The sequence below is a fragment of the Bradyrhizobium sp. genome, assembly GCF_016219575.1.
Lineage (GTDB): Bacteria > Pseudomonadota > Alphaproteobacteria > Rhizobiales > Xanthobacteraceae > Bradyrhizobium.
In genome coordinates this window covers 166,236-191,058 of record NZ_JACRMG010000040.1, presented here as the reverse complement: position 1 = coordinate 191,058, position 24,823 = coordinate 166,236, and the positions used below count along the sequence as shown (strand labels likewise).

The following is a 24,823-nucleotide window of genomic DNA, read 5'->3' as shown; positions in this document are numbered from 1 at the left end:
TCAACACCAGACCCCGGAAAACCCTCGGCTGGAAAACACCAGCGGAAACTCTCGACGAATTTCTCCGAGTGAGCCATACCTGAAGTGTTGCGACGACCGGTTGAATCCGCCCTGGGTCGCCCGGTCAAGCCGGGCGATGACAGCGAATATGTGGGTGCAGATCGGTTCACTCTCTCAGGCCGTGTGCTTGGCGTAGGCGGCTTCGTCCATCAGGCCGCCGAGCTCGCTCTTGTTGGCGATCTTGAGCTTGAAGAACCATGCTTTGCCCGCCGCGTCGGAATTCACCATCGCGGGCTCGGCGGCGAGCGCGTCATTGACCTCGATCACTTCGCCCGAGATCGGCGCATAGACGTCGGAGGCCGCCTTGACGGATTCGACGACCGCGGCGGCTTCCGCCTTCGTCAGGCTGCGGCCGACTTTCGGCAACTCGACGAACACGACGTCGCCGAGCTGCGACTGCGCGTAGTCGGTGATCCCTATGGTGGCGACGTCGCCTTCGATGCGGAGCCATTCGTGGTCGGACGTGTACAGCGTCGTCATGGAATTCCTCTAGCGTTTATAGGTATTGGGAACGAAAGGCGTGGGCGAAACCTTCAGCGGCAGGCGTTGCCCGCGCACTTCGGCGAAAACGGTGGTGCCGACGGCAGAGAGGGAAGTGGGCACATAGCCCATCGCGACCGGTGCATTGAGGCTCGGCCCGAAGCCGCCGGAGGTGACCTTGCCGATACCGGCAGAAGAGGCGGCATCGGCGAAAAGCTGGGCCCCCTCGCGCACCGGCGCGCGGCCTTCGGCCCTCAGCCCGACACGGCGGCGCGGCGCGCCCTTGTCGAGCTGTTCGAGAATTCTTGCCGCGCCCGGAAAGCCGCCGGCGCGTGCGCCGCCATGGCGGCGGCTTTTCTGCACGGACCATTCGAGGGCTGCTTCCGCCGGCGTGGTCGCGGTGTCGATATCGTGGCCGTGTAGGCAAAGCCCGGCCTCGAGCCGCAGGCTGTCGCGCGCGCCGAGTCCGATCGGCAGCACATCGGGATTGTCCAGCAGCCGCATTACCAGCGCCTCGGCGGCGGCGGCCGGCACCGAAATCTCAAAGCCATCCTCGCCGGTATAGCCGGAGCGCGACACGAAGCAGTCGAAGCTGCCGACGCGGCGCGGCCCGGCATCCATGAATTTCATGGCCGAGACGTCGGCGCCCAGCTTCGCGAGCGCGCTCTCCGCCTTCGGGCCCTGGAGCGCAATCAGCGCGCGGCCGGCGAGCGAATCGATGATGCAGCTGTCCGACAAATGCGCGCGCAGATGCGCCTCGTCCTCGGCCTTGCAGGCGGCGTTCACCACCAGGAACAAGTGATCGCCGAAATTCGCGACCATCAAATCGTCGAGGATGCCGCCGTCCTCGTTGGTGAACTGGGCGTAGCGCTGCCGTCCCGGCGCAACCGCAACGATGTCCTGCGGCACCAGCCGTTCCAGCGCGCGCGCGGCGTCCTCGACCCGGCCGGATTTCGGCCGGAGCGCGAGCTGGCCCATGTGGGAGACATCGAACAGGCCGGCCGCCGTGCGGGTATGCAGATGTTCTTTCAACACCCCGGCCGCGTATTGCACCGGCATGTCATAGCCGGCGAACGGCACCATCTTGCCGCCGCGCGCAAGGTGCAGCGCGTGCAACGGTGTGTGTTTCAGGGTGCTATTCGTCGCAAGCATCACAGGGCCCTCTCGGTTCCCGGGAATCGGTCCCGAAAACCAGCAAGAAAGCCCCATCTGTCGCTGTGCCTGAGAGTATTATCCCGTCGGCGGACGCGTCCGGACCTTGCCGTCCTCAGCGCCTCTTTCCAGATGTCGTCAAGTCACGCGGTCCGTTTGCCTGAGAGTTTCCGGGGCGGTTGCTCCTTCGGCGCCGGCACCAAAGCCGATCTCTCCCGACGTGACTGTACTCGAACAGATGGGGAGGAAACACGTCCGGCCCAAGCCTGTCAACGCGGCATGCGCGCTATCAACGAGGTTTGTGTGCTGCGGCAACCCCCTGATCTGGCTGCACAGTTTCTGGACAGGGTGGCAAGCAATGTCTAAAAGCGTTTGCCCGGGAGATTCAGGCGTTTTGGCCGGACCGGACCCCAAGCCCCCGATTGGAAGAACATGAGCGGCGTCAACGAGATCAGGTCGACTTTTCTGAACTACTTCAAGACCAACGGTCATGAGATCGTGGCCTCGTCCCCGCTCGTGCCGCGCAACGACCCGACCCTGATGTTTACCAATGCCGGCATGGTGCAATTCAAGAACACCTTCACCGGGCTCGAGAAGCGGCCCTACCAGCGCGCCACCACCTCGCAGAAATGCGTCCGCGCCGGCGGCAAGCACAACGACCTCGACAATGTCGGCTACACCGCGCGCCATCTCACCTTTTTCGAGATGCTCGGCAACTTCTCGTTCGGCGACTACTTCAAGGAGCGCGCGATCGAGCTGGCCTGGAACCTGATCACCAAGGATTTCGGGCTGAAGAAGGACAAGCTGCTCGTTACCGTTTATCACACCGACGACGAGGCCGCCGGCTACTGGAAGAAGATCGCGGGCTTCTCCGACGATCGCATCATCCGCATCCCGACCTCCGACAATTTCTGGGCGATGGGCGATACCGGCCCGTGCGGGCCCTGCTCGGAGATCTTCATCGACCGCGGCGAGCACATCTGGGGCGGTCCGCCCGGCAGCCCCGAGGAGGATGGCGACCGCTTCCTCGAATTCTGGAATCTCGTGTTCATGCAGTTCGAGCAGGTGACGAAGGAGGAACGCGTGCCGCTGCCGCGCCCCTCGATCGACACCGGCATGGGGCTGGAGCGCATGGCCTGCATCATGCAGGGCGTCGACAGCGTGTTCGAGACCGATCTCTTCCGTCACCTGATCGATGCCACCGCCTCGGCGCTGGGCAGCGGACCGGAAGAGCAGACCGTAGCCTCGTTCCGGGTGATCGCGGATCATCTGCGCTCCTCGGCTTTCCTGATCGCCGACGGCGTGCTGCCCTCGAACGAAGGCCGCGGCTATGTGCTGCGCCGGATCATGCGCCGCGCGATGCGCCACGCGCAGCTGCTCGGCGCGCACGAGCCGCTGATGCATCGCCTGGTCTGGGCGCTGGTGCGCGAGATGGGTCAGGCCTATCCGGACCTGGTGCGCGCGGAGAACCTGATTGAGGAGACGCTGCGGCTGGAAGAGACCCGCTTCCGCAAGACGCTGGCGCGTGGCCTTGCCATTCTCGACGAGAAGAGCGCCGGCCTGAAAAAGGGCGACATGTTCGACGGCGACACGGCATTCACGCTGTACGACACCTACGGCTTCCCGCTGGACCTGACGCAGGACGCGCTGAAGTCGCGCGGCATCAGTGTCGACCAGGCCTCGTTCACCGACGCCATGGAGCGCCAGCGCGAGAAGGCGCGCGCATCCTGGGCGGGCTCGGGCGAAGCTGCCAGCGAAGCGATCTGGTTCCCGCTGCGCGAAAGGCTGGGGGCGACCGAATTCCTGGGCTACGAGACCGAAAGCGCCGAAGGCGTGGTCGCAGCGCTGGTGAAGGACGGCAAGGAGATCGACAGCCTCAAGGCCGGCGAGACCGGTTCGATCGTGCTGAACCAGACGCCGTTCTATGCGGAGTCCGGCGGCCAGGTCGGCGACATCGGCGTGCTGACTGGCGAGGGCGGGATCAAGTTCCGCGTCACCGATACGCAGAAGAGGGCCGGCGATCTCTTCGTCCACAACGGCACGGTGGAGCAGGGCACGCTGAAGGCCGGCACCGCGTTGCAGCTCGAGGTGGATCATACGCGCCGCTCCTCGATCCGCGCCCACCATTCGGCGACGCATCTGCTGCACGAGGCGCTGCGCCAGGTGCTCGGCGACCACATCGCCCAGCGCGGCTCGCTGGTGGCGCCCGATCGCCTGCGCTTCGACTTCGTGCATCCCAAGCCGATCACGGCGGAAGAGCTCTCTCGCGTCGAGGACATCGCCAACGACGTGGTGCTCGAGAATGACGAGGTCACCACCCGCATCATGGCGGTGGACGACGCCCGCGAGGCCGGCGCGCGTGCGCTGTTCGGCGAAAAATACGGCGACGAGGTCCGTGTCGTCTCGATGGGCAAGGGTCCGCGCGAACAGGGCCGCAACGCGCTCGGCTGGTCGGTCGAGCTGTGCGGCGGCACGCATGTGCGGCGCACCGGCGATATCGGGCTGATCTCCGTCATCAGCGAAAGCGCGGTTGCCTCCGGCGTGCGCCGTATCGAGGCGCTGACCGGCCGTCACGCCCGCAGGCACGCCAACGACACCATGGCGCTCGCCAAGACCGCGGCCTCCGAGCTGCGCACCTCGATCGAGGACGTGCCGGCGCGTATCGCTTCGCTGCTCGAAGAGCGCAAGAAGCTGGAGCGCGATCTCTCCGACGCGCGCAAGAAGCTCGCCATGGGCGGCGGCGCCTCCGCGGGCAACGGCGCGGCAGGCGGCGTGCGCGAGGTCGGCAACGTCAAGCTGCTGGCGCGCGCGGTCGAGGGCGTCGAGACCAAGGATCTGAAGAGCCTGGTCGACGACGGCAAGAAGCAGATCGGCTCGGGCGTGGTCGCCATCGTCGGCGTCACCGGGGACGGCAAGGCCGGCCTCGTGGTCGGCGTCACCGCCGACCTGACCTCGCGCTTCAACGCGGTCGAGCTGGTGCGCAAGGGTTCGGAAGTGCTGGGCGGCAAGGGCGGCGGCGGGCGGCCCGACATGGCGCAGGCCGGCGGGCCCGACGGCGCCAAGGCCGATGCGGCGCTGTCGGCGATCGAAAAGGCCATGGCTGGCGCCTGAAGCGTTGAGGCGGCGCAAGCCAGCCCGCGCCTTCCGCGCTAGTATCGCAAAATCCCCTTGATTCCGCAGTCCGCGTCAGGGGAAGGGCCGGCTGGCGGACTTGGGCTCGTGGGGCACTGGCGGTGGCAATCGTTCCGGAAAGGCGTTCGGTGGACGATCCCGATCTGAGGGACCGCCTCTACGAACTGCTCGAGCACGATCATCTGCCGAATTCGGTCGGCTCCCGCTTCGTCCGGCTGGTCGTCGCCATCATCGTCATCGACGTGCTGGCGATGATCTTCGCTTCCGTGCCGGAGATCGACGCCAGGTTCGGCGCGCTGTTCACCGCCATCGAGATTGCCGCAGTGGCGGCCTTCGCGCTGGAATATGCCGTCCGGCTCTGGACCATTGCCGGGCATTCGATCGGCGACGTCTCGCCGCTGCGGGCGCGGCTCGACTATGTCTTCTCCAGCCTCGGCGTCATCGACCTGCTGTCGTTCCTGCCCTCCGGCATCGCGCTGGTCGCGGGCGACCGCATTACGCTGGTGCTGACGGGAATGCTGCCGTTTCTGAAGCTGGTGCGTTATTCGCCGGCGCTGCGCTCGCTGCTGTCGGCCATCCAGGCCGAGCGGCGGGCGCTGTTCGGCTGCGTGGTGATCCTGACCGGCGTGGTGCTGCTGTTCGCCTGCCTGCTCTATGCCATCGAGCACAATGTGCAGCCCGACAAGTTCGGCAATATTCCGCAGGCGATGTGGTGGGCGATCGTCACGCTCGGCACCGTCGGCTATGGCGACGTGGTGCCGGTGACCGTGCTCGGCAAGATGATCACGTCGGTCGCCGTCGTCCTCGGCTTCGCCATGATCGCGCTGCCGGTTGCGATCATCTCGACGTCCTTTGCCGAGGAAGTGCGGCGCCGCGATTTCGTCGTCACCTGGGGCATGCTGGCGCGGGTGCCGCTGTTCTCGCATCTCGGCGCCTCCGAGATCGCCGACATCATGCGCCTGTTGCGCGCGCAGACCATCGAGGCCGGCGAGGTGCTGGTCCGCCGCGGCGACATCGCCTCCTCCATGTATTTCATCACCACCGGCGAGGTGGAGATCGACCTGCCCAACCAGCGCGTGCGGCTGACCGACGGCACCTTCTTCGGCGAGATCGCGCTGCTGCGGCGGACCAACCGCAGCGGCACCGTGACCGCCACCCGCAAGACGCGCCTGCTTGCGCTCGACGCCCAGGACTTCCACGCCCTGATCGAGCGCCTGCCGGCGTTGGCGGCCCATGTGAAAGAGACCGCGGAAGCCCGGCTTGCCGAAACCGGGGAAGCGGCGCAGCGCGGCGACATTGCGCCCGCCGAAATCGCGCTGGCCGAGCAGGCCGCGGAGCCCACCGATCGCTAGATGCGAAAAAGGCGGCCCAAAGGCCGCCTTTCGTCATTGCCGGATCGGGCGAAATCTCAGGCCATCGCCTTCGCGAGATTGTCCGAGACCTTGTCGAGGAAGCCGGTGGTCGACAGCCAGCGCTGGTCGGCGCCGACCAGCAGCGCGAGATCCTTGGTCATGTAGCCGGCCTCGACGGTGTCGACGCAGACCTTCTCCAGCGTGTTGGCGAACTTCGCCAGCTCCGCGTTGTTGTCGAGCTTGGCGCGGTGGGCGAGGCCGCGCGTCCAGGCGAAGATCGAGGCGATCGAGTTGGTCGAGGTCTCCTTGCCCTTCTGGTGCTCGCGGTAGTGGCGGGTCACCGTGCCGTGGGCGGCTTCAGATTCAACCGTCTTGCCATCGGGGGTGAGCAGCACCGAGGTCATCAGGCCGAGCGAGCCATAGCCTTGCGCCACCGTGTCGGACTGCACGTCGCCGTCGTAGTTCTTGCAGGCCCAGACATAGCCGCCGGACCATTTCAGCGCCGAGGCCACCATGTCGTCGATCAGGCGGTGCTCGTAGGTGAGGCCCTTGGCGTCGAACTGCTTCTTGAACTCGCGCTCGAAGATGTCCTCGAAGATGTCCTTGAAGCGGCCGTCATAGACCTTCAGAATCGTGTTCTTGGTCGAGAGATAGACCGGGTAGCCGCGCATCAGGCCAAAGTTGAGGGAGGCGCGGGCAAAGTCGATGATGGAGTCGTCGAGGTTGTACATCTCCATCGCCACGCCGGCGCCGGGTGTCTTGAACACCTCGCGCTCGATCACGGTGCCGTCCTCGCCGACGAATTTCATCGACAGCGTGCCCTTGCCGGGGAATTTGATGTCGGTAGCGCGATACTGGTCGCCATAGGCGTGGCGGCCGATGATGATCGGCTTGGTCCAGCCGGGGACGAGGCGCGGCACGTTCTTGCAGATGATCGGCTCGCGGAAGATGCAGCCGCCGAGGATGTTGCGGATGGTGCCGTTCGGCGACTTCCACATCTCCTTCAGGCCGAATTCCTTCACCCGGGCCTCGTCGGGGGTGATGGTGGCGCATTTGACGCCGACGCCGACCTTCTTGATGGCGTTGGCGGCGTCGATGGTGACCTGGTCGTTGGTCTTGTCGCGGTATTCCATCCCGAGGTCGAAATAGAGCAGTTCGACGTCAAGGAAGGGGTGGATCAGCTTGTCCTTGATGTACTGCCAGATGATCCGGGTCATCTCGTCGCCATCGAGTTCGACGACGGGGTTGGACACCTTGATTTTTGCCATGTCGAAAGAAGCCTCTAGGGAACAGCGCGTTTTAGGCGGGTTGGCGGGATTATGCGTCGGGCTATAGCACTGCCCGTCCCCGGGCGGAAGCGATGCGGATATGCACTTTAAGCTCATCCTTTGGCTGAGAATGCCGCCGGACGGACCGCGGGTCCGCAGGGCTCCGGGAGGCGCGTCCGGGCCGCAAAAAGGGCTTCCGGCCCAACTTCCAAAGCCGCCGCTAACGTGATTATTCCACTTGAGAATTTCGGCCGGACAGGCAAACGAGGGCGAAAGAGGATGGGCAGGGCCGTTGAGACCCTGATTCAGAATCTTCGCAAGTTGAATCAGAAAGTGAAGTGATGTCCGGAACGGACAGGACAAAATCAGCTCCCGAGCTCGCGGGTCCCGTCGTCATCCTGGTCGAGCCACAGCTCGGCGAGAATATCGGCATGGCCGCGCGCGCCATGGGTAATTTCGCGCTGGGCAGGCTGCGCCTGGTCAATCCGCGCGACGGCTGGCCGAACATCGCCGCCCAGCGCGCGGCCGCCGGGGCCGACCACATCCTGGAGAAGGCGGAGCTGTTCGACACCGCGCAGGCCGCGGTCGCCGATCTCGACCTCGTGTTTGCCACCACCGCGCGCGCCCACGACCAGGCCAAGCCCGTGATGGCACCGGAAGCCGCCGCCCGCGAGATGGTCGGCCATATCGCTGCCGGGGGCGGCGCGGGTATCCTGTTCGGCCGCGAACGCGCAGGCCTGACCAATGAGGAAGTGGCGCTCGCCAACCGGATCGTGACCTTCCCGGTCAATCCCGGCTTCGCCTCGCTCAACCTTGCCCAGGCCGTGCTGCTGATGGGCTACGAGTGGTTCAAGCTGGCAACCGCGGGTGCGCTGCCATTCGCCATGCCGGAACGTTCGGAGCGGGCCTCCCACCACCAGATCGACGCCTTCTTCGAAAACCTGGTGCGTGAGCTCGACAAGGTCGAATTCCTCCGCCCGCGCGAGAAACGCGACACCATGCTGGTGAACCTGCGCAACATCTTCACCCGGATGGAGCCGACCAAGCAGGACATGCACACCCTGCACGGGGTGGTGATGGCGATCGCCGAGGGACGCAAGGGGCCGGCCAAGGGCGGGGTGCTGGACGGGCAGCAGGCAACCCGGCTGCGTGCATTGCTGGCCGAGCAGGGCCAGCAGGGCGGCGTGGTTTCCGACTCCGGCAGCACCCTGAAGGGGCTGGCCCGGCTGCTGCGGCGAAATCCGACCGACGCCGAGCGCATCCTGTGGCAGGCGCTGACGCGCGACCGCCGCTTTGCCGGCCAGTTCAAGCGGCAGACTCCGGTGGGCCGCCAGATCCCCGATTTCGTCTCCTTCGTGCATCGCCTCGCCATCGAGCTGGTCAATCCGGAGGAGTCGGAGGCGATCGTCGCCGATCGCGCGGCGCGAAAGACCTGGCTGGAGAGCCGGGACTACAGGGTGGTCAGCATCAGGACGGCCGACATCGAGCGCGATCTTGAGACCCAGCTCGACCTGTTGCAGAAGAGCCTGACTGGCGGAGACTAGACCGCCGCGAGTTCAGCAGCGCCCGCGCGCTTCGGCCGCTTCGTCTTCGCCGGCTCGAACAGCGAGCCTGCCGCGAGTGCCGCCGTATCGGCAACGCCGGGATCGCGCGACACCATGGCGGCGACGATCGCGCCGTCGATCAGCAGGGCGAGCTGATGCGCGAACAATGCCGGCTCGGCTGCGCCCATTTCGGCCGCAAGCCTCTCGATATGCGCGAGCACGACCTTCTTGTGGCGCAGCGCGATGTTGCGGAACTGCTTCTGGTCCTTGTCGTGCTCGGCCACCGCATTGATGAAGGGACAACCGTAGAAGCGATCCTCGGCGAACCAGGTCTTGAGAGCGGGGAAGATGCGCATCAGCTTGGTCTGCGCGTCGCCGCCGCCGGATTCAATGGCGCCGATGAACCATTCGCGCCACTGCTTGCCTTCGCTCTCCAGCACGGCATGAACGAGGTTGGTCTTCGAGCCGAACAGTTTGTAAAGCGTGGTCTTCGCCGTGCCGGCTTCGTCGATGATGGCGTCGATGCCGGTGGCGTTGATGCCGTCCTTGCAGAACAGCCGCGTCGCCGCGTTCAGCAAACGTCCGCGCGCGGATTCGTCATCGGCAGGTGCGAACGCCGCGGCGCCTTTCTTCCTCGAAGCTGATTTGCCCATGCGCTTCAGTAAATCGGAACGCGGCAAAATCATCAAGCCGCATCTTGCATCTGCCCAAAACAATCGCTGCGGCGGCAGCATCTGCATCGCCCATGAGCAGGCACGCGCTGATCAATCTGCGGGCAGGGCAGCGTAACGACCTGCAACGCCTCGTCTTTTGATTTCCAGCGTTTCTGGCACGACTTATGCAGGAAACAGACCGTTCGGTATCCTAACTCCCGGGAGAGAAACTGATGACTGCGGTCGCTCAAAAAACAGTGCTGACAGGCTGCCTCGCGCCCATCGACAAGGGCGGGCTGGAGCAGCTCATCGCCAACGGCAAGGCCAACCCCAAGGTGATCAAGACCTTGAAGTGCAAGACGGTCGCCGAGGGCAAATTCCGCCACGCCAACTACATCCGCAATCTCGCGCCCTACATCGTCGACGAACCGCCGGGGCTCCTCGGCGACGACACTGCTCCGAATCCGTCGGAAGCCTCGCTTGCCGCGCTCGGGTCCTGCCTTGCCGTCGGCCTCCACGCCAACGCCGTGCACCGCGGCTGGATCGTCAACAAGCTCGAGCTCGAACTCGAGGGCGACCTCAACATCACGGCGGTATGGGGCACCGGCGACGTCAGCGAGAAGCCGGTCGGTTTCACTGACGTGCGCATCAAGGTCGACATGGAATGCGAGGGCATCTCGCAGGACGAGATCAGCGCACTGGTCGCGCATGTGAAGAAGTGGTCGCCGGTCGCCAACACCTTTACCCGCCCCGTCAATCTCGAAGTCGGAATCTAGGCAACGCAAAGGTGCGGGAGGCGATCATGGGTTCACTGGCTTTATCGCGGGTCGAAACGCTCGACCGGCCCGCACCTTCCATTGTCGACGAGGTGGCGCGCATTGCGCGTCAGGAACTCTCGCCGCTGGCCTCCGCCATCGACGAGGGGACGGTCTATCCGGCCGAAGTGCTGCGCAGCTTCGGCAAGGTCGGCGCCTGGGGCAGCCACGTCCCGCAGGAAGGGCCCGCCGACCTGCGCGGTGCCATCCAGTCGATGGCCGTGATCGGGGAGGTCTGCGGCGCCACAGCCTTCATGGCATGGTGCCAGAGCACGCTGGTCTGGTACGCAGCCAATTCGTGCAACGTGAAGCTCGCCGCGCGGTTTGGCGACGGCTTTTGCTCCGGGCGCGTGCTCGGCGGCACCGGGCTCTCCAACCCGATGAAGACGTTCTTCGGCATCGAGAAGTTCAAGTTGAAGGGGCGCAAGGTCGACGGCGGTTACATCGTCAGGGGCGCGTTGCCCTGGGTGTCCAATCTCGGTCCCGATCATTTCTTCGGCACCATCTTCGAGCGCGAGGACGAGCCCGGCGGCATCGTCATGTTTCTCGCCGACTGCTCCGATGCCGCGATCACGTTGCAGCCCTGCAAGCCGTTCCTGGCCATGGACGGCACCGGCACCTATGGCGTGCAGTTCCGCGACGTCTTCGTGCCCGATGAATTGATCCTGGCCGAACAGGCAGGACCCTTCGTCAAGAAGATCCGCGCCGGCTTCATCCTGCTGCAGGCCGGCATGGCGCTCGGGCTGATCAAGGACTGCATCAACATCATGGATGAGGTCGACCCAATGCTCGGCCACGTCAACCGCTATCTGCCGCAGCAGCCGGCGCAGTTCCGTGAGCTGTACGCCGAGTTCGAGAAGGAAGGGATGACGCTCGCAGCCGATCCCTACAATCCGGACGACAGCTTCTGGCGCCGCGTGGTCGCGCTGCGCCTGCGAATGGGAGACGCCGCGGTCGCTGCAGCGCACGCGGCGATGCTCCATTGCGGCGCGCGCGGCTACCTGAAGAGCCATCGCGCACAGCGCCGGCTTCGCGAAGCCTATTTCGTCGCCATCGTCACCCCTGCCACCAAGCAGCTCCGCAAGATGCTGGCGGAGTTCTGATGGCGCGATTCGGTTCGACCTGACTGCAACCACCACAACAGGAGAGGCCTGCCATGACGGACGTTCTGATTACTGCCGGCGAACTCGCCGAATTCATCAAGAAGGAGCCGTGCGTGATCATCGACACGCGCAATCCGGATGCCTATGCGGCCGGCCACCTGCCGGGCGCGGTGAACGTGCACGAGATCTTCACCTACCTTGCGACATCGACGCCGGAAGGCATTCATGAGCTGAAGACCAAATTCGCCGACGCCTTCGGCGCCGCCGGCCTTTCGGGCAAGGAAACCGCCGTCATCTACGAACAGTCGATGAATTCCGGCTTCGGCCAGTCCTGCCGCGGCTACTACCTGCTGACGATGCTGGGCTATCCCAGGGTGAAGGTGCTGCACGGCGGCTACGACGCCTGGGCGGCGGCAGGTTTGCCGACGACCAAGGAAGTGCCGAGCCCGGTGAAGGCATCGTTCCCGATCGTGCCGGAAGCCGGCGACATCCTTATCGACGCCAAGACAATGCTTGCGGCGCTCGACAAGCCCGGCATCGCGATCCTCGACGTCCGCGACGTCGACGAATGGATCGGCGACAGCTCCTCGCCCTACGGCAAGGATTTCTGCCCGCGCAAGGGCCGCATTCCAGGTGCCGTGTGGCTGGAATGGTACCGGATGATGAAGCCTACCGGCGAGGGGCCGCGCTTCAAGTCCAAGGACGAAATCCTGGCGGAATGCGCCACCGTCGGCATCTCCCAGAACACGCCGGTCTATCTCTACTGCTTCAAGGGTGCGCGAGCATCGAACACCTTCCTGGCGTTGAAGAACGCTGGCGTGAAGGACGTCCGGATGTATTTCGGCTCATGGAACGAGTGGTCGCGCGATCCCGCGCTGCCGATCGATCAGGGATTGCCGATGGCATCCGGCGTTACCGGCAAGGCGGCATAGAAACTGCATGAACAACCAGCGCCCGGCCGCGCAAGACGCGGCCGGGCCTTGATGAAGACAAAGGGGCGCAGCATGTCCATCTTCGACGATCCCTTCGATTCCGAGCGCGAGCTGGTCAGGGCCGGCTGTGTTTGCGGCCAGCACCGCTCGGCCGCCGAACATGATCATGCGGAGCGCGAATTGCGCTGCGAGCCGGTCGCCCCGCCGTCGAGCGATGAGAAGCGCTACGAGGGAGTCGTTGCCTCCGCGGTGATGCGCGCGGTGTTTCCGCAGGACATGGCGCGCCGCGCCTTCCTGAAATCGGTCGGTGCATCCACCGCGCTTGCGGCGGTCTCGCAATTCTTCCCGATCAAGGCCGTCACCGAAGCCTTCGCGCAAGGCGGCCCGCCGGAGAAAAGGGATCTCAAGGTCGGTTTCATCCCGATCACCTGCGCCACGCCGATCATCATGGCATCCCCGCTGGGATTCTACGCCAAGCAGGGGCTCAACGTCGAAGTGGTGAAGACCGCGGGCTGGGCGGTGATCCGCGACAAGACCATCAACAAGGAATACGACGCTTCCCACATGCTGGCGCCGATGCCGATCGCGATCTCGCTCGGGCTCGGCGCGCAGCCGATCCCGTTCACGGTGCCGGCGATCGAGAACATCAACGGGCAGGGCATCACGCTTGCCATGAAGCACAAGGACCGGCGCGATCCCAAGGACTGGAAGGGGATGAAATTCGCCATTCCCTTCGATTACTCCATGCACAATTATCTCCTGCGCTATTATCTCGCCGAGCACGGGCTCGACCCCGATACCGACGTGCAGTTGCGCTCGGTGCCGCCACCGGAAATGGTGGCGAACCTGCGCGCCGACAACATCGACGGCTTCCTGGCGCCCGACAACATCTGCCAGCGCGCGATCTATGACGGCGTCGGCTTCCTGCACATCCTCTCCAAGGAGATCTGGGACGGCCATCCCTGCTGCAGCTTTGCCGCCAGCAGGGAGTTCATCACGACGTCGCCGAACAGTTTTGCGGCGCTGACCCGCGCCATCGTCGATGCCACCGGCTATGCGGCGAAGGCGGAGAACCGCAAGCAGATCGCGGAGGCGATCGCGCCGGCAAACTACATCAATGCGCCCGTCACCGTGCTGGAGCAGGTCTTGACGGGCACCTATGCGGACGGGCTTGGTGGCGTGAAGACCGATCCCAAGCGCGTCGATTTCGATCCGTTCCCCTGGCAGTCCTTTGCGGTGTGGATGCTCACCCAGATGAAGCGCTGGGGCCAGATCAAGGGCGATGTCGACTACAAGACGGTGGCCGAGCAGGTCTATCTGGCCACCGACACCAAGAAGGTGATGGCCGAGATGGGGTTGACGCCGCCCTCGGACTCCTACAAATCGTTCTCTGTGATGGGCAAGACGTTCGACCCCACCAAGCCCGACGATTATCTCGCGAGCTTCAAGATCAGAAAGTCGGCCTGACGGGTTACTGCCAGCCCGCCTGCCGCGGGCGGGCGGGCGCAATCCCGAGCGACTTCATCCGCGACGCCAGCGTGGTGGGCTTGATGTCGAGCAGGGAGGCGGCGCCGTTCGCGCCGAACACTTTTCCGTTGCACGCCGCCAGCGCCGCCAGGATGTTGCTGCGCTCGAGATCGCGCAACTCGGCCGATGTCATCACCGCCGGCCGTTCATCGCTGTTCGGGCGCTCGCCGCCCGCAACCGGCTTCGGACCCGATACGTCCGGCAGATCGATCCGCAGCCGGCCGTTTTGCGCCAGGATCGCGGCGCGCTCGATCACGTTCTGCAATTCGCGGACATTGCCGGGCCAGTCGTAGCGCGACAGCCGCCGCACATCGCCTTCCGAGAGGCGCAGGTTGGACGCGGGCTCGGAGCGCTCGCGCATCAGGAAATGCTGCGCGAGCAGCGGAATGTCCTCGCGGCGCTCGCGCAGCGGCACCGACTCGATCGGAAACACGTTGAGGCGGAAGTACAGGTCCTCGCGAAACCGTCCGCGCTGCACCTCCTGCTTGAGATCGCGGTTGGTGGCGGCGATCAGGCGTACGTCGACCACGCGCGTGCGTTCCTCGCCGACCCGCTCGAAATTACCCTCCTGCAGTACGCGCAGCAGCTTGCCCTGCAGCTCCAGGGGGATTTCACCGACTTCGTCGAGGAACAGCGTGCCGCCATCCGCAAGCTCGAAGCGGCCGATGCGGTCGCGTAGCGCGCCGGTGAAGGCGCCCCTGACATGTCCGAAGAACTCGCTTTCGAACAGCTCGCGCGGGATGGCCGCGCAGTTGACCCGGATCAGCGGCCGGTCGCGGCGCTGGCTCGCCTCGTGAATGGCGCGCGCGATCAGTTCCTTGCCGGTGCCGGACTCGCCGCTGATCATGACGGCTGCGGTGGCGGGTGCGACCAGCTTGACCTGGCGCAGCGTCTTCTGGATCGCCTCGCTCTGGCCGATGATGCCGCGCGGATTGGTCTCGATGCGGATTTCCTCCTGCAGATAGGCGTTTTCGAGCTCCAGCCGTTCGCGCAGGCGGTCGACCTCGGCAAGCGCTGCGTGCAGTTTTTCGTCGGCCTCGCGGCGCTGGCTGACGTCGCGGAAAACGATCACGGCGCCGACCACCACGCCGCGGTCGCGGATCGGCGTCGAGGTGTATTCCACCCACACCGGCGTTCCGTCCTTGCGCCAGAACACTTCGCCATCGACGGTGTGAACCGCGCCGTCGCGGAATGCCGCATAGATCGGGCAGTCGTGATCGGGATAGTGCCGGCCGTCGGGATAGGTGTGATGCACAATCGGGTGGATTTCCTTGCCGACCAGTTCGTCCGCCGCCCAGCCGAGCATGCGCTCGGCGGCGGGATTGACGAAGGTGGTCTTGCCCTCGGCGTTGACGCCGTAGATGCCTTCGCCCGCCGCGCGCAGGATCAGCTGGTTTTCGCGCTCGATGTCCTGGAAGACGCGCTCGACGCGCTGCCAGGCCGCAAGCCCGCTGCGCATGTGGTCTTCGGCCGTGGCATCGACGTAGCGGCGGCGGCGCTGATCGAGGTCGCTCATGCCTAGCAGCATCAGCGTGCGCCCCTCATGCGGCAGCCACGATCCCGAATATTCCAGCCGCAATTGCTGTCCGGTGGCGTGGCGCGGGGTCAGCGCGTCGGTCCAGTAGGAGCCCTTGTCGAGCACGGCCTGGGTGAAGGCGATCAGCGCCGGCATCTGTCCGGCATGCAGGGTGCTGATCCTGGTCTCCCGCAGCAGCGCGCGATCGTAGCCGAGCAGGGTGCAGGCGGCGGGATTGGCGTCGACGATCTGGTCGGCCTGGGGATCGAGCAGCAAAGTGGGCTCCACCAGGTAGTCGAAGGCGAGGGTGCGCAGGTCGGCCTCACGCCCGGCTGCGGCAAGCCCCGGTGCTGCGAACTCCATGGTTCGTACTCCGAAAACTCGTAATTTGGCTACGATTTCTCGTACACTACGAAATATCGTGATAGTCCGTCAAATCCGGAAGCTGCGGAGCTGACTGGATAATCGCCTCTTTCCGGGAATGGCACGCTCCTTGCTCCAATTGCCTCAGCAATAGGCAGGAGGCCTCATGTCCACCTTCGACAATCCCTTCGATCCGAACCGCAGGCTTCACGCTGGCGGCTGCAGCTGCGGCCGGCATGTCAGCGAGGCCGAGCATCAGGCGGACATCCAGTTGCAGGTCCAGCCATCGGTCGAGAACGAGGCGAAGCGCTACGAGGGCGTGGTTGCGTCCGCCGTGATGCGCGCGATGTTTCCGCAGGATGCCGCCCGCCGCGCCTTCCTGAAATCGGTGGGCGCAGCGACGGCAGCCGCGGCACTTTCGCAGTTCTTCCCGCTGAAGACGGCGACCGAAGCGTTCGCGCAAGGTGGGCCGCTGGAAAAGAAGGACCTCAAGGTCGGCTTCATCCCGATCACCTGCGCTACGCCGATCATCATGGCCGCGCCGATGGGGTTCTATGCCAAGAACGGCCTCAACGTCGAAGTCATCAAGACCGCCGGCTGGGCGGTGATCCGCGACAAGACCCTCAACAAGGAATACGACGCGGCACACATGCTCTCGCCGATGCCGATCGCCATCACCATGGGCGTCGGCTCCAATCCGCTGCCTTACACGGTGCCGGCGATCGAGAACATCAACGGCCAGGCCATCACGCTCGCGATCAAACACAAGGACAGGCGCGACCCGAAGAGCTGGAAGGGCTTCAAGTTCGCCGTGCCGTTCGACTACTCGATCCACAATTACCTGCTGCGCTACTACCTCGCCGAACACGGTCTCGATCCCGACGTCGACGTGCAGATCCGCGCGGTGCCGCCGCCGGAAATGGTCGCCAATCTGCGCGCCGACAACATCGACGGATTCCTCGGCCCCGATCCGATGAACCAGCGCGCGGTCTTCGACGGCGCCGGCTTCATCCACATCCTCACCAAGGACATCTGGGAAGGACATCCCTGCTGCGCCTTTGCGGCGTCGAAGGAATTCATCACGACGATGCCGAACACCTATGGTGCGCTGCTGAAGTCGATCATCCAGGCGACCGCCTTTGCGCACAAGGCGGAGAACCGCAAGCAGATTGCGGAAGCGATCGCGCCGGCCAATTATCTGAACCAGCCGCAGATCGTGCTGGAGCAGATCCTGACCGGCACGTTTGCCGACGGCCTCGGCAATATCGTCAACCAGCCGAACCGCGTCGACTTCGATCCGTTCCCCTGGCAGTCGTTTGCGATCTGGATCATGACGCAGATGAAGCGCTGGGGGCAGGTCAAGGGCGACGTCGACTATGCCGGCATCGCCGCGCAGGTCTATCTCGCCACCGACGCCATCAAGCTGATGAAGGAAGCCGGGCTGACGCCCCCCACGGCGACGACGAAGAGCTTCTCCGTGATGGGCAAGACCTTCGACCCCGCGAAGCCGGAAGATTATCTCGCCAGCTTCAAGATCAAGAAGGCGAGCTGACGATGTCCGCTTCCCTCCGCCTGCGTGCAGCGATCGTCTCGATCGCGCTGTTCGCCGTCTTCATCGGCATCTGGCACATCGCGACGCGCCAGACCGCGGCGGTCGGCAACATGAGCCCGGAATACGCCAAGCTGATGGGCGTGACCGCGACGCAGGGCAAGTCGGCGATGCCCGGCCCGCTCGACGTCGGCGCCAAGCTGTGGGAGCACCTCAAGCGTCCCTTCTACGATAACGGTCCCAACGACAAGGGGCTGGGTATCCAGCTCGGCTATTCGATCGCCCGCGTCGGGCTCGGCTACCTGATCGCGGTCCTCGTCGCCATTCCCCTTGGCTTCCTGATCGGCATGTCGCCTCTGATGAGCAAGGCGCTCGATCCCTTCATCCAGGTGCTGAAGCCGATCTCGCCGCTCGCCTGGATGCCGCTCGCGCTCTACACCATCAAGGATTCCTCGATCTCGGCGATCTTCGTCATCTTCATCTGTTCGGTCTGGCCGATGCTGCTCAACACCGCCTTTGGCGTGGCCAGCGTGCGCAAGGAATGGATCAACGTCGCGCGCACGCTGGAGGTCGGCACCATCCGCCGCGCCTTCACCGTGATCCTGCCCGCCGCGGCGCCGACCATCCTGACGGGCATGCGCATCTCCATCGGCATCGCCTGGCTCGTGATCGTCGCGGCCGAGATGCTGGTCGGCGGCACCGGCATCGGCTACTTCGTCTGGAACGAGTGGAACAACCTCTCGATCACGAATGTGATCATCGCCATCCTGACCATCGGCGTCGTCGGCATGCTGCTCGACCAGATCCTCGCGCGCTTTGCGCGCATGGTCACCTTTCCGGAGTAGGCTGGCGTGACCGACAAATTCATCTCCATCGAAGGCATCGCCAAGCGCTATCCCGGCGCCGACGGCGGCACCACCGCCGTGTTCGAGAATTTCTGGCTCTCGATGTCGCGCGGCGAATTCGGCTGCGTGATCGGCCATTCCGGCTGCGGCAAGACCACCGTGCTCAATATCCTCGCCGGCCTCGACGAGCCGAGCGAGGGGGCGGTGATCGTCGACGGCCAGGCGATCGAAGGCACCAGCCTCGACCGCGCCGTGATCTTCCAGAGCCATGCGCTGCTGCCGTGGCGCACGGTGCTCGGCAACGTCGCCTACGCCGTCACCTCGAAATGGCGCAACTGGGACCGTGCGAAGGTCAAGGCGCATGCGCAGACCTTCATCGACCTGGTTGGCTTGACCGGCTCCGAGCACAAGCGCCCGTCGGAACTGTCCGGCGGCATGAAGCAGCGCGTCGGCATTGCGCGCGCGCTGTCGATCACGCCAAAGATCATGCTGATGGACGAGCCGTTCTCGGCGCTGGATGCGCTGACGCGCGGCACGCTGCAGGACGAAGTCCGCCGCATTTGCCTCGAGACCGGCCAGACCGCCTTCATGATCACCCATGACGTGGATGAGGCGATCTATCTCGCCGACAAGATCTTCCTGATGACCAACGGTCCCGGCGCGGTGCTGGCGGAGGTCGTCGAGAACCCGCTGCCGAAGGATCGCGGCCGCATCGATCTGCACCGCCATCCCTATTACTACGCGCTGCGCAACCACATCGTCGATTTCCTGGTCAGCCGCAGCAAGATCTTCGTCGCCGAGAATCCCGGCCACGATCCGCGCCACGTGCCGGTGGTGCGGCCGGGCCTCAACGAGCCGGCCATCGTCGCGCCGCCGCGCCCGGTCGATGTCAATTCCGCGCAGGCCATCGCGCGCTGATCTCAGGAAAGGAAGACTGCCATGATACGATCCGACCTCACGGAGAAGCTGCTCGACATCAAGCGCGAGAAGGGCTGGAGCTGGAAGCACATCTGCGACAAGATCGGCGGCTATTCCGAGGTGCTGATCGTCGGCGCCATTCTCGGCCAGATGAAGCTGACCAAGCCGCAGGCGGCGAATGCCGGCGAGTTGTTCGGGCTGTCGAAGGCGGAAGTCGCGATGCTCAACGAGATCCCGATGCGCGGCACCGGCACGCCGATGCCGCCGACCGATCCCCTGATCTACCGCTTCTACGAAATGGTGATGGTCAATGGCCCGGCGTGGAAGGCGCTGATCGAGGAAGAATTCGGCGACGGCATCATGTCGGCGATCGATTTCGACTTCGTCATGGAGCGCCTGCCCAATCCCAAGGGCGACCGCGTCAAGATCACGATGTCCGGCAAGTTCCTGCCCTACAAATACTACGGCGCCAGCGGCAACGTGCCGGAGTATGGGTTCAAGGAGGGGTGACATTGGCGTCGCGGTGGCGACGACAATGTCATTTCGGGCGGCTCGAAGAGCCGAACCCGGAATCTCGAGGTTCCGGGTTCATGCTTTGCATGCCCCGGAACGACGGTAGATTACGCCGCCGCGCCCTTCGCAAACGCCTCGCGCACTTCCTTCATCGGCGCCATCTCGCGAACATAGGTGAAGGACTCCTGGTCCTTCATCTCGCGGGCGCATTTCAGGAACGCCGCCAGCGCGACGCGCGCCATGGCGCCGCCGACCGAGATGCGCTTGACGCCGGCAGCTGACAGTTGAGGGACGGTCAGTGTCGGATCGGCGAAGCCCATCACCAGGTTGAACGGCTTCTTCAGCGCCGAGACGACCGTCTTGATGGTCGCGAGGTCGTAGAGGCCCGGCGCGTACAGCACGTCGGCGCCGGCGGCCTCGAAGGCCTGCAGCCGCTTGATGGTGTCGTCCACATCCTTGCGGCCATAGAGGAAATTTTCCGCGCGCGCCGTCAGCGTGAACGGAAAGGGCAGCGAGCGTGCCACTTCGACCGCGGCCTGCACGCGCTCCACCGCGAGATTGAAATCGTAGATCGGATTGCTCCGCTCGCCGGTCGCATCCTCGATCGAGCCGCCGACGGCGCCGGCCTCTGCGGCGAGCCGGATCGCCTGTGAGGCCGCCTTCGGCTCGTCCGCGCCGCAGTTCTCCAGGTCGGCATTGACCGGCAGGTCGGTGGCTTCCGCGATGGCACGGCAGTTGTCGATGATTTCCGCAAGGCTCGGCGTCGCGCGGCCGAGCGTATTTGCCAGCCCGAGGCTGGTGGTTGCCAGCGCCTCGAAGCCCATGGCGGCGAGCAGGCGCGCGGTGCCGGCGTCCCAGGGGTTCGGGATGATGAAGGCGCCCGGGCGCTCATGCAGGGCGCGGAAGGTTTCTGCTTTTTCAAGTTGCGTGGGCATCGGGCTCTCCAATCCTGCGATCGGTGAGGGATAGCGCCGGTTTACCCATCAGCCAAATTTGTTATTCTTTGCCATATCATTAGTTTCTTGCATGGAGGTGCGAAGTGGACAGCGACGCGCTCAACACTTTTCTCACGGTGCACCGCAGGGGCGGTGTGTCCAATGCGGCCCGCGCGCTGCATCGCTCGCAGCCGGCGATCTCGCGCCGCATTGCGCTGCTCGAGCAGGAACTCGGCGTGCCCCTGTTCGAGCGTGCGGCCGGCCGCACCAGGCTCAGCGACGCCGGGCGCGTGATGGTGCCCTATGCCGAGCGTGCAGTCGCGGCAGCGCAGGATGCGGAGAATGCGATCCGGGCGCTGACGCGGCAGAATGCGGGGCCGGTTTCGCTGGCGGTGGTGGGCACGCTGGCGGGCGGCCGGCTGTCGCAAATCCTCAGGCGTTTTGCGCGCGAATATCCCGATGCCGATCTGACGCTGCGCACGGCGACCAGTGCGGAGGTGAGCGATCTGCTCCGCCGCGGCGAAGCGACGGTCGGCCTGCGCTACGACATGGACCGCTTGCGCGACCTCGACCATGAGCGTCTGGCCACCGAGCAGTTGCAGGTGGTTTGCGCGCCGGACCATCCGTTGGCCGGCAAGCGCGTCGCACGGCTGGCGGATCTGCGCGGCGAGCGGTGGATCGCCTTCCCGGAAATCCCGGGCCGCCGGGAAATCGCGGCCTCGCACGTCTTCGCGCTGTTCATGACCCATGGGCTGGGCGAGATCGCCTGGACGCCGGTGGACAGCCTCACCGCGCAGAAGCGGCTGGTGGAGGCGGGGCTTGGCATCGCGCTGCTGACGCAAAGCCATGCGGCGGACGAGTTGAGATCGAAAGTGATCGCGACCATAGGGGTCGGCGACCTCGCGGCAAGCCAGGACATTGTGGCCGTGACCCGACGCGGCGGCTTTCTCAGCGCGGCATCGCAGCGGCTGCTCGAAATCATTCGCGAGGGCTACGCCGGAACGAATTCGGCCGGCCACAAGGCGGGCCGGCCGAAACGGGTTCGCGCACGCAGTCGAAGAAAGTAGGCGGAGACCGTTACTTCCCCTCTTTCACCTGGGCAGCGGCCACGGCCATGAGATCGCTCATCTTGGCACGGACGTCCGCATCCGTGATCGCAACGCCCTTCTTGGCGAAGTCTCCGGCTACCTTGCGGAGCACGTCGTCATCGCCGGCTTCCTCGAAGTCCGCGGCGACTACTTCCTTGGCGTAGGCGCTGGCGGCATCGCCCGATATTCCGAGCTTTTCGGCGGCCCACAGGCCGAGCAGCCGGTTGCGGCGGGCTTCGGCCTTGAATTTCTGTTCCTCGTCGAGGGCAAACTTCTTCTCAAAACCCTCTTCGCGCTTGTCGAATGTCGTCATGTCGGAGTTCCGATCCCCTGCCGGTTTGGACGAGGGGCGGCCGATTGCGACGACCCTCTCGGCTGCCTACATAAGTGTCAGATTGGGGCGGAACAACGGGTTTTTAAGCCGCAGGTAAAACGAACGGAATCGGCCCGGAAACCGCCCCGGTATAACTAGCCCCCCAAGGGCCGGGTCGATTGTGCTGGATAGGCCAATCGGTTAGGTTGCCCAAAGGTCCGGTTCCTGTTCTGTTTCCGTTGGGCGATTCAGGTTCCTGGCCTTCACGGCAGCTCCGTCGTGGGTCTTCAGTCCTGTTCATCCGGAGCACACCAAATCGATGGATTTCAACAAAACACGGTACATCCCAATGAGCCGTCGGCGACGCATTTATGAAGGCAAGGCCAAGGTGCTTTACGAGGGCCCCGAGCCGGGCACCCTGATCCAGCACTTCAAGGACGATGCGACCGCCTTCAACGCCAAGAAGCATCAGGTGATCGAGGGCAAGGGCGTCCTCAACAACCGGATCTCGGAGTACCTGTTCCAGCACCTCAACGACATCGGGGTGCCGACCCACTTCATCCGCCGTCTCAACATGCGCGAGCAATTGATTCGCGAGGTTGAGATCGTGCCGTTGGAGGTGGTGGTGCGGAACGTCGCCGCCGGTTCGCTGTCGCAGCGCCTCGGCATCGAGGAAGGTACCCAGCTGCCGCGCTCGATCATCGAGTTCTATTACAAGAACGACCAGCTCAACGACCCCATGGTGTCGGAAGAGCACATCACCGCGTTTGGCTGGGCGACGCCCCAGGAGATCGACGACATCATGGCGCTGGCCATCCGCGTCAACGACTTCCTGACCGGGCTCTTCCTCGGCATCGGCATCCGCCTCGTCGACTTCAAGATGGAATGCGGGCGGCTGTTCGAGAACGAGATGATGCGAATCATCGTCGCCGACGAGATTTCCCCGGATTCGTGCCGGCTGTGGGACGTCAAATCCAACGAGAAGCTGGACAAGGACCGTTTCCGCCGCGATCTCGGCGGCCTGCTGGAGGCCTACACCGAGGTGGCGAAGCGCCTCGGCATCCTCATGGAGAACGAGCGGCCGGCCGGCACCGGTCCGGTGCTGGTGAAGAGCTAATTCTTAAGGAAGCGATCGTGAAGGCACGCGTTACCGTTACGTTGAAGACCGGCATCCTGGATCCGCAAGGAAAGGCCATCGAAGGCGCGCTGAAATCGCTCGGCGTCGAGGGCGTCGCCAGCGTACGCCAGGGCAAGGTGTTCGACATCGAGATGGCCGGCGCCGACAAGGCGAAGGCCGAAGCCGCACTGAAGGACGCCGCCGACAAGCTGCTGGCGAACACCGTGATCGAGAACTATCGGGTCGAGCTGCTCTAGATGAAATCCGCCGTCCTCGTCTTCCCCGGAATCAATCGCGAGCGCGACATGGCGCGGGCGCTGAAGCTGGCCTCGGGCAAGGAGGCGGCGATGGTCTGGCACGCCGAGACCGCGCTGCCGAAAGGCATCGATCTCGTGGTGGTGCCCGGCGGCTTCTCCTATGGCGACTATCTGCGCTGCGGCGCCATTGCGGCGCGCGCGCCCGTGATGGACGCGGTGCGCGACTTCGCCGCCAAGGGCGGCCTCGTGCTCGGTGTCTGCAACGGCTTTCAGATCCTCTGCGAGGCGGGCCTCTTGCCAGGCGTCCTGATGCGCAACGCGCGGCTGAAGTTCATCTGTCATGACGTGCATCTGCGCGTGGAGCGTTCCGACACGCCGTTCACGCGCGGCTACAATGCCGGGCAGGTGATCCGCGTGCCGGTCGCCCATGGCGAAGGCAATTACGAGGCCGATGAGGAAACGCTGAAGCGGCTCGAGGGCGAGGGGCGGGTGCTCTATCGCTACTGCTCGGCGGAGGGCGTGGTGGACGAGGCCTCCAACATCAACGGCGCCGCCAATTCCATCGCCGGCATCGTCAGCGAGCGCGGCAACGTGCTCGGCATGATGCCGCATCCGGAAAACCACGTCGAAGACATCATGGGCTGCACCGACGGCCGCGGCCTTTTCGCCGGGCTGGTGCAGCACCTGGAGCAGGCGGCCTGAGACGGGCGCAGTCGCTCTTGCCTGGACCCTGCCTTGACTGCATCATCTGCCCAACAGCATTGATGAGGAGGCCGTCAATGGTTGGGACCAAGACCGGTGCGTGGCTCGGGCTTCTAATGGCTGTTGGCTTGCCGGCGTTGGACGCCAACGCGGCGCCGAAGCAGCTCTATGGCAAGTCCGTTGTTGTCGGCTGGACCGAGCAGGTCACCCAGAAAAGATCCGATGGCGCCGCCTCCAACCCGACGATCGTGCGCGAACGCCTGGTGTATGTCAGTGGCGCCGGGCGCGTATTCGTGAAGGGTAGAAATAGCATCAACAACCCGAGATATTCGGGCCGCAAGGATTTCGAACGGGGCCCTGGCGAAGGTGCTTCCGAGGGTACTCCCAATTTCCAGGGTGACCGGTTGGTGGGAACCGGGGTTTATAGCGGCTTCGCGCGGCGCCTGGTCGTGACCTTCGATCCGTCGTTCACAAGCTGCTCCGCCTCGGTGGTGTATGGGCGTTCCGGCGGTCCCAGCGTCTGGAAAGATATGAACGACAGCCGGATCACTTACGAGGTTCAGTCGATCAACGTGGGTGGAACGACTTGCTCCGTTCGCGAAGGTAACGCGGTGGCAAATTGATTTGGGCTTGGCTCGTCGCGCTGCAACCAGCAAAGCGATATCTGTGCCGGCGGCGGCTGTCTGTGG

General features: G+C 64.7%; 23 protein-coding genes and 1 riboswitch. Of the genes, 16 read left to right on the top strand and 7 right to left on the bottom strand.

Annotated features, from left to right (window positions below; all coding sequences use genetic code 11):
- Positions 1-174 precede the first annotated feature (174 nt).
- Entirely contained in the window at positions 175-540 is a 366-nt protein-coding gene (gene gcvH / locus HZB49_RS29565; protein ID WP_291617678.1) for a glycine cleavage system protein GcvH, read from the bottom strand.
- Between the two features lie 9 nt (positions 541-549).
- Positions 550-1,692, bottom strand: coding sequence for a glycine cleavage system aminomethyltransferase GcvT (gene gcvT, locus HZB49_RS29560; RefSeq protein ID WP_291617677.1), 1,143 nt, complete (start codon positions 1,690-1,692; stop codon positions 550-552).
- Positions 1,693-1,831: 139 nt separating this feature from the next.
- Positions 1,832-1,920: riboswitch (glycine riboswitch) on the bottom strand.
- Positions 1,921-2,124: 204 nt separating this feature from the next.
- Here gcvT and alaS point away from each other — a divergent pair.
- Together alaS and HZB49_RS29550 are read left to right on the top strand one after the other, a co-directional pair.
- The gene (gene alaS, locus HZB49_RS29555; RefSeq protein ID WP_291617676.1) at positions 2,125-4,803 is read left to right on the top strand and encodes an alanine--tRNA ligase; all 2,679 of its coding nucleotides are present in this window, start codon (positions 2,125-2,127) and stop codon (positions 4,801-4,803) included.
- A 149-nt stretch (positions 4,804-4,952) separates the two neighbouring features.
- Entirely contained in the window at positions 4,953-6,176 is a 1,224-nt protein-coding gene (locus HZB49_RS29550) for a cyclic nucleotide-gated ion channel (protein ID WP_291617675.1), read from the top strand.
- Positions 6,177-6,232: 56 nt separating this feature from the next.
- Here HZB49_RS29550 and HZB49_RS29545 read toward each other — a convergent pair whose 3' ends face one another.
- Positions 6,233-7,444, bottom strand: coding sequence for an NADP-dependent isocitrate dehydrogenase (locus tag HZB49_RS29545; protein WP_291617674.1), 1,212 nt, complete (start codon positions 7,442-7,444; stop codon positions 6,233-6,235).
- Positions 7,445-7,785: 341 nt separating this feature from the next.
- Between HZB49_RS29545 and HZB49_RS29540 the strand changes: the two genes are divergently transcribed.
- On the top strand, positions 7,786-8,988 hold the full coding sequence (locus HZB49_RS29540) for a TrmJ/YjtD family RNA methyltransferase (protein ID WP_291617673.1): 1,203 nt from the start codon (positions 7,786-7,788) through the stop codon (positions 8,986-8,988).
- Here HZB49_RS29540 and HZB49_RS29535 read toward each other — a convergent pair.
- Positions 8,985-9,641 carry a TetR/AcrR family transcriptional regulator gene (locus HZB49_RS29535; RefSeq protein ID WP_291617672.1) on the bottom strand — a complete coding sequence of 219 codons (657 nt, stop codon included), beginning with the start codon at positions 9,639-9,641 and terminating at the stop codon, positions 8,985-8,987. The two genes, HZB49_RS29540 and HZB49_RS29535, sit on opposite strands and share 4 nt — an antisense overlap.
- A gap of 233 nt (positions 9,642-9,874) precedes the next feature.
- Here HZB49_RS29535 and HZB49_RS29530 point away from each other — a divergent pair, with 233 nt between their 5' ends.
- The 4 genes from HZB49_RS29530 (at position 9,875) to HZB49_RS29515 (ending at position 13,958) form a co-directional block, all read left to right on the top strand.
- Positions 9,875-10,417 (top strand): OsmC family protein, encoded by a 543-nt coding sequence (locus HZB49_RS29530; protein WP_291617671.1) that lies wholly within the window; start codon positions 9,875-9,877, stop codon positions 10,415-10,417.
- A 26-nt stretch (positions 10,418-10,443) separates the two neighbouring features.
- Positions 10,444-11,559: an acyl-CoA dehydrogenase family protein gene (locus HZB49_RS29525; RefSeq protein ID WP_291617670.1), complete on the top strand. Its 1,116-nt coding sequence runs from the start codon at positions 10,444-10,446 to the stop codon at positions 11,557-11,559.
- A 53-nt stretch (positions 11,560-11,612) separates the two neighbouring features.
- A complete protein-coding gene (locus tag HZB49_RS29520; protein ID WP_291617669.1) occupies positions 11,613-12,491 on the top strand; it encodes a sulfurtransferase in 879 nt (292 codons plus the stop codon).
- Positions 12,492-12,563: 72 nt separating this feature from the next.
- Positions 12,564-13,958: a CmpA/NrtA family ABC transporter substrate-binding protein gene (locus HZB49_RS29515; RefSeq protein WP_291617668.1), complete on the top strand. Its 1,395-nt coding sequence runs from the start codon at positions 12,564-12,566 to the stop codon at positions 13,956-13,958.
- Between the two features lie 4 nt (positions 13,959-13,962).
- Here HZB49_RS29515 and HZB49_RS29510 read toward each other — a convergent pair whose 3' ends face one another.
- Positions 13,963-15,897 (bottom strand): sigma 54-interacting transcriptional regulator, encoded by a 1,935-nt coding sequence (locus tag HZB49_RS29510; protein WP_291617667.1) that lies wholly within the window; start codon positions 15,895-15,897, stop codon positions 13,963-13,965.
- Positions 15,898-16,063: 166 nt separating this feature from the next.
- On the opposite strand from HZB49_RS29510, the gene HZB49_RS29505 reads away from it, so the two are divergent.
- Genes HZB49_RS29505 through cynS form a run of 4 tightly spaced genes read left to right on the top strand, consistent with a single transcriptional unit; the run spans position 16,064 to position 19,719 of the window.
- Entirely contained in the window at positions 16,064-17,449 is a 1,386-nt protein-coding gene (locus tag HZB49_RS29505; RefSeq protein WP_291617666.1) for a CmpA/NrtA family ABC transporter substrate-binding protein, read from the top strand.
- 2 nt (positions 17,450-17,451) lie between these two features.
- Positions 17,452-18,291: a nitrate ABC transporter permease gene (ntrB, locus tag HZB49_RS29500; protein ID WP_291617665.1), complete on the top strand. Its 840-nt coding sequence runs from the start codon at positions 17,452-17,454 to the stop codon at positions 18,289-18,291.
- A 6-nt stretch (positions 18,292-18,297) separates the two neighbouring features.
- Positions 18,298-19,209, top strand: coding sequence for an ABC transporter ATP-binding protein (locus HZB49_RS29495; RefSeq protein WP_291617664.1), 912 nt, complete (start codon positions 18,298-18,300; stop codon positions 19,207-19,209).
- 21 nt (positions 19,210-19,230) lie between these two features.
- Positions 19,231-19,719 carry a cyanase gene (gene cynS / locus HZB49_RS29490; protein WP_291617663.1) on the top strand — a complete coding sequence of 163 codons (489 nt, stop codon included), beginning with the start codon at positions 19,231-19,233 and terminating at the stop codon, positions 19,717-19,719.
- Between the two features lie 110 nt (positions 19,720-19,829).
- Here cynS and HZB49_RS29485 read toward each other — a convergent pair whose 3' ends face one another.
- Positions 19,830-20,657, bottom strand: coding sequence for an isocitrate lyase/phosphoenolpyruvate mutase family protein (locus tag HZB49_RS29485; protein WP_291617662.1), 828 nt, complete (start codon positions 20,655-20,657; stop codon positions 19,830-19,832).
- A 104-nt stretch (positions 20,658-20,761) separates the two neighbouring features.
- Between HZB49_RS29485 and HZB49_RS29480 the strand changes: the two genes are divergently transcribed.
- Positions 20,762-21,724, top strand: a complete 963-nt coding sequence (locus tag HZB49_RS29480) for a LysR family transcriptional regulator (RefSeq protein WP_291617661.1) — start codon at positions 20,762-20,764, stop codon at positions 21,722-21,724.
- Between the two features lie 10 nt (positions 21,725-21,734).
- Here the strand turns inward: HZB49_RS29480 and HZB49_RS29475 are convergent, their stop codons facing one another.
- On the bottom strand, positions 21,735-22,058 hold the full coding sequence (locus HZB49_RS29475; RefSeq protein WP_291617660.1) for a DUF1476 domain-containing protein: 324 nt from the start codon (positions 22,056-22,058) through the stop codon (positions 21,735-21,737).
- A 349-nt stretch (positions 22,059-22,407) separates the two neighbouring features.
- Between HZB49_RS29475 and purC the strand changes: the two genes are divergently transcribed.
- From purC to HZB49_RS29455, 4 genes are all read left to right on the top strand, one after another.
- Positions 22,408-23,175: a phosphoribosylaminoimidazolesuccinocarboxamide synthase gene (gene purC / locus HZB49_RS29470; RefSeq protein ID WP_198509814.1), complete on the top strand. Its 768-nt coding sequence runs from the start codon at positions 22,408-22,410 to the stop codon at positions 23,173-23,175.
- A gap of 17 nt (positions 23,176-23,192) precedes the next feature.
- Positions 23,193-23,432 carry a phosphoribosylformylglycinamidine synthase subunit PurS gene (gene purS, locus HZB49_RS29465; protein ID WP_291617659.1) on the top strand — a complete coding sequence of 80 codons (240 nt, stop codon included), beginning with the start codon at positions 23,193-23,195 and terminating at the stop codon, positions 23,430-23,432.
- Positions 23,433-24,134 carry a phosphoribosylformylglycinamidine synthase subunit PurQ gene (gene purQ, locus HZB49_RS29460; protein WP_291617658.1) on the top strand — a complete coding sequence of 234 codons (702 nt, stop codon included), beginning with the start codon at positions 23,433-23,435 and terminating at the stop codon, positions 24,132-24,134.
- A 77-nt stretch (positions 24,135-24,211) separates the two neighbouring features.
- A complete protein-coding gene (locus HZB49_RS29455; RefSeq protein WP_291617657.1) occupies positions 24,212-24,757 on the top strand; it encodes a hypothetical protein in 546 nt (181 codons plus the stop codon).
- Positions 24,758-24,823: the final 66 nt, after the last annotated feature.

What these genes read in the sequence shown, in the direction of transcription:
- cynS (WP_291617663.1), top strand. Translation starts at nt 19,231, where the DNA reads ATGATACGATCCGACCTCACGGAGAAGCTGCTCGACATCAAGCGCGAG.
- HZB49_RS29505 (WP_291617666.1), top strand. Translation starts at nt 16,064, where the DNA reads ATGTCCACCTTCGACAATCCCTTCGATCCGAACCGCAGGCTTCACGCT.
- gcvH (WP_291617678.1), bottom strand. Translation starts at nt 540, where the DNA reads ATGACGACGCTGTACACGTCCGACCACGAATGGCTCCGCATCGAAGGC.
- purC (WP_198509814.1), top strand. Translation starts at nt 22,408, where the DNA reads ATGAGCCGTCGGCGACGCATTTATGAAGGCAAGGCCAAGGTGCTTTAC.
- alaS (WP_291617676.1), top strand. Translation starts at nt 2,125, where the DNA reads ATGAGCGGCGTCAACGAGATCAGGTCGACTTTTCTGAACTACTTCAAG.
- HZB49_RS29530 (WP_291617671.1), top strand. Translation starts at nt 9,875, where the DNA reads ATGACTGCGGTCGCTCAAAAAACAGTGCTGACAGGCTGCCTCGCGCCC.
- HZB49_RS29535 (WP_291617672.1), bottom strand. Translation starts at nt 9,641, where the DNA reads ATGGGCAAATCAGCTTCGAGGAAGAAAGGCGCCGCGGCGTTCGCACCT.
- HZB49_RS29475 (WP_291617660.1), bottom strand. Translation starts at nt 22,058, where the DNA reads ATGACGACATTCGACAAGCGCGAAGAGGGTTTTGAGAAGAAGTTTGCC.
- HZB49_RS29520 (WP_291617669.1), top strand. Translation starts at nt 11,613, where the DNA reads ATGACGGACGTTCTGATTACTGCCGGCGAACTCGCCGAATTCATCAAG.
- HZB49_RS29540 (WP_291617673.1), top strand. Translation starts at nt 7,786, where the DNA reads ATGTCCGGAACGGACAGGACAAAATCAGCTCCCGAGCTCGCGGGTCCC.
- HZB49_RS29510 (WP_291617667.1), bottom strand. Translation starts at nt 15,897, where the DNA reads ATGGAGTTCGCAGCACCGGGGCTTGCCGCAGCCGGGCGTGAGGCCGAC.
- HZB49_RS29515 (WP_291617668.1), top strand. Translation starts at nt 12,564, where the DNA reads ATGTCCATCTTCGACGATCCCTTCGATTCCGAGCGCGAGCTGGTCAGG.
- HZB49_RS29545 (WP_291617674.1), bottom strand. Translation starts at nt 7,444, where the DNA reads ATGGCAAAAATCAAGGTGTCCAACCCCGTCGTCGAACTCGATGGCGAC.
- HZB49_RS29525 (WP_291617670.1), top strand. Translation starts at nt 10,444, where the DNA reads ATGGGTTCACTGGCTTTATCGCGGGTCGAAACGCTCGACCGGCCCGCA.
- ntrB (WP_291617665.1), top strand. Translation starts at nt 17,452, where the DNA reads ATGTCCGCTTCCCTCCGCCTGCGTGCAGCGATCGTCTCGATCGCGCTG.
- purQ (WP_291617658.1), top strand. Translation starts at nt 23,433, where the DNA reads ATGAAATCCGCCGTCCTCGTCTTCCCCGGAATCAATCGCGAGCGCGAC.
- HZB49_RS29485 (WP_291617662.1), bottom strand. Translation starts at nt 20,657, where the DNA reads ATGCCCACGCAACTTGAAAAAGCAGAAACCTTCCGCGCCCTGCATGAG.
- gcvT (WP_291617677.1), bottom strand. Translation starts at nt 1,692, where the DNA reads ATGCTTGCGACGAATAGCACCCTGAAACACACACCGTTGCACGCGCTG.
- HZB49_RS29455 (WP_291617657.1), top strand. Translation starts at nt 24,212, where the DNA reads ATGGTTGGGACCAAGACCGGTGCGTGGCTCGGGCTTCTAATGGCTGTT.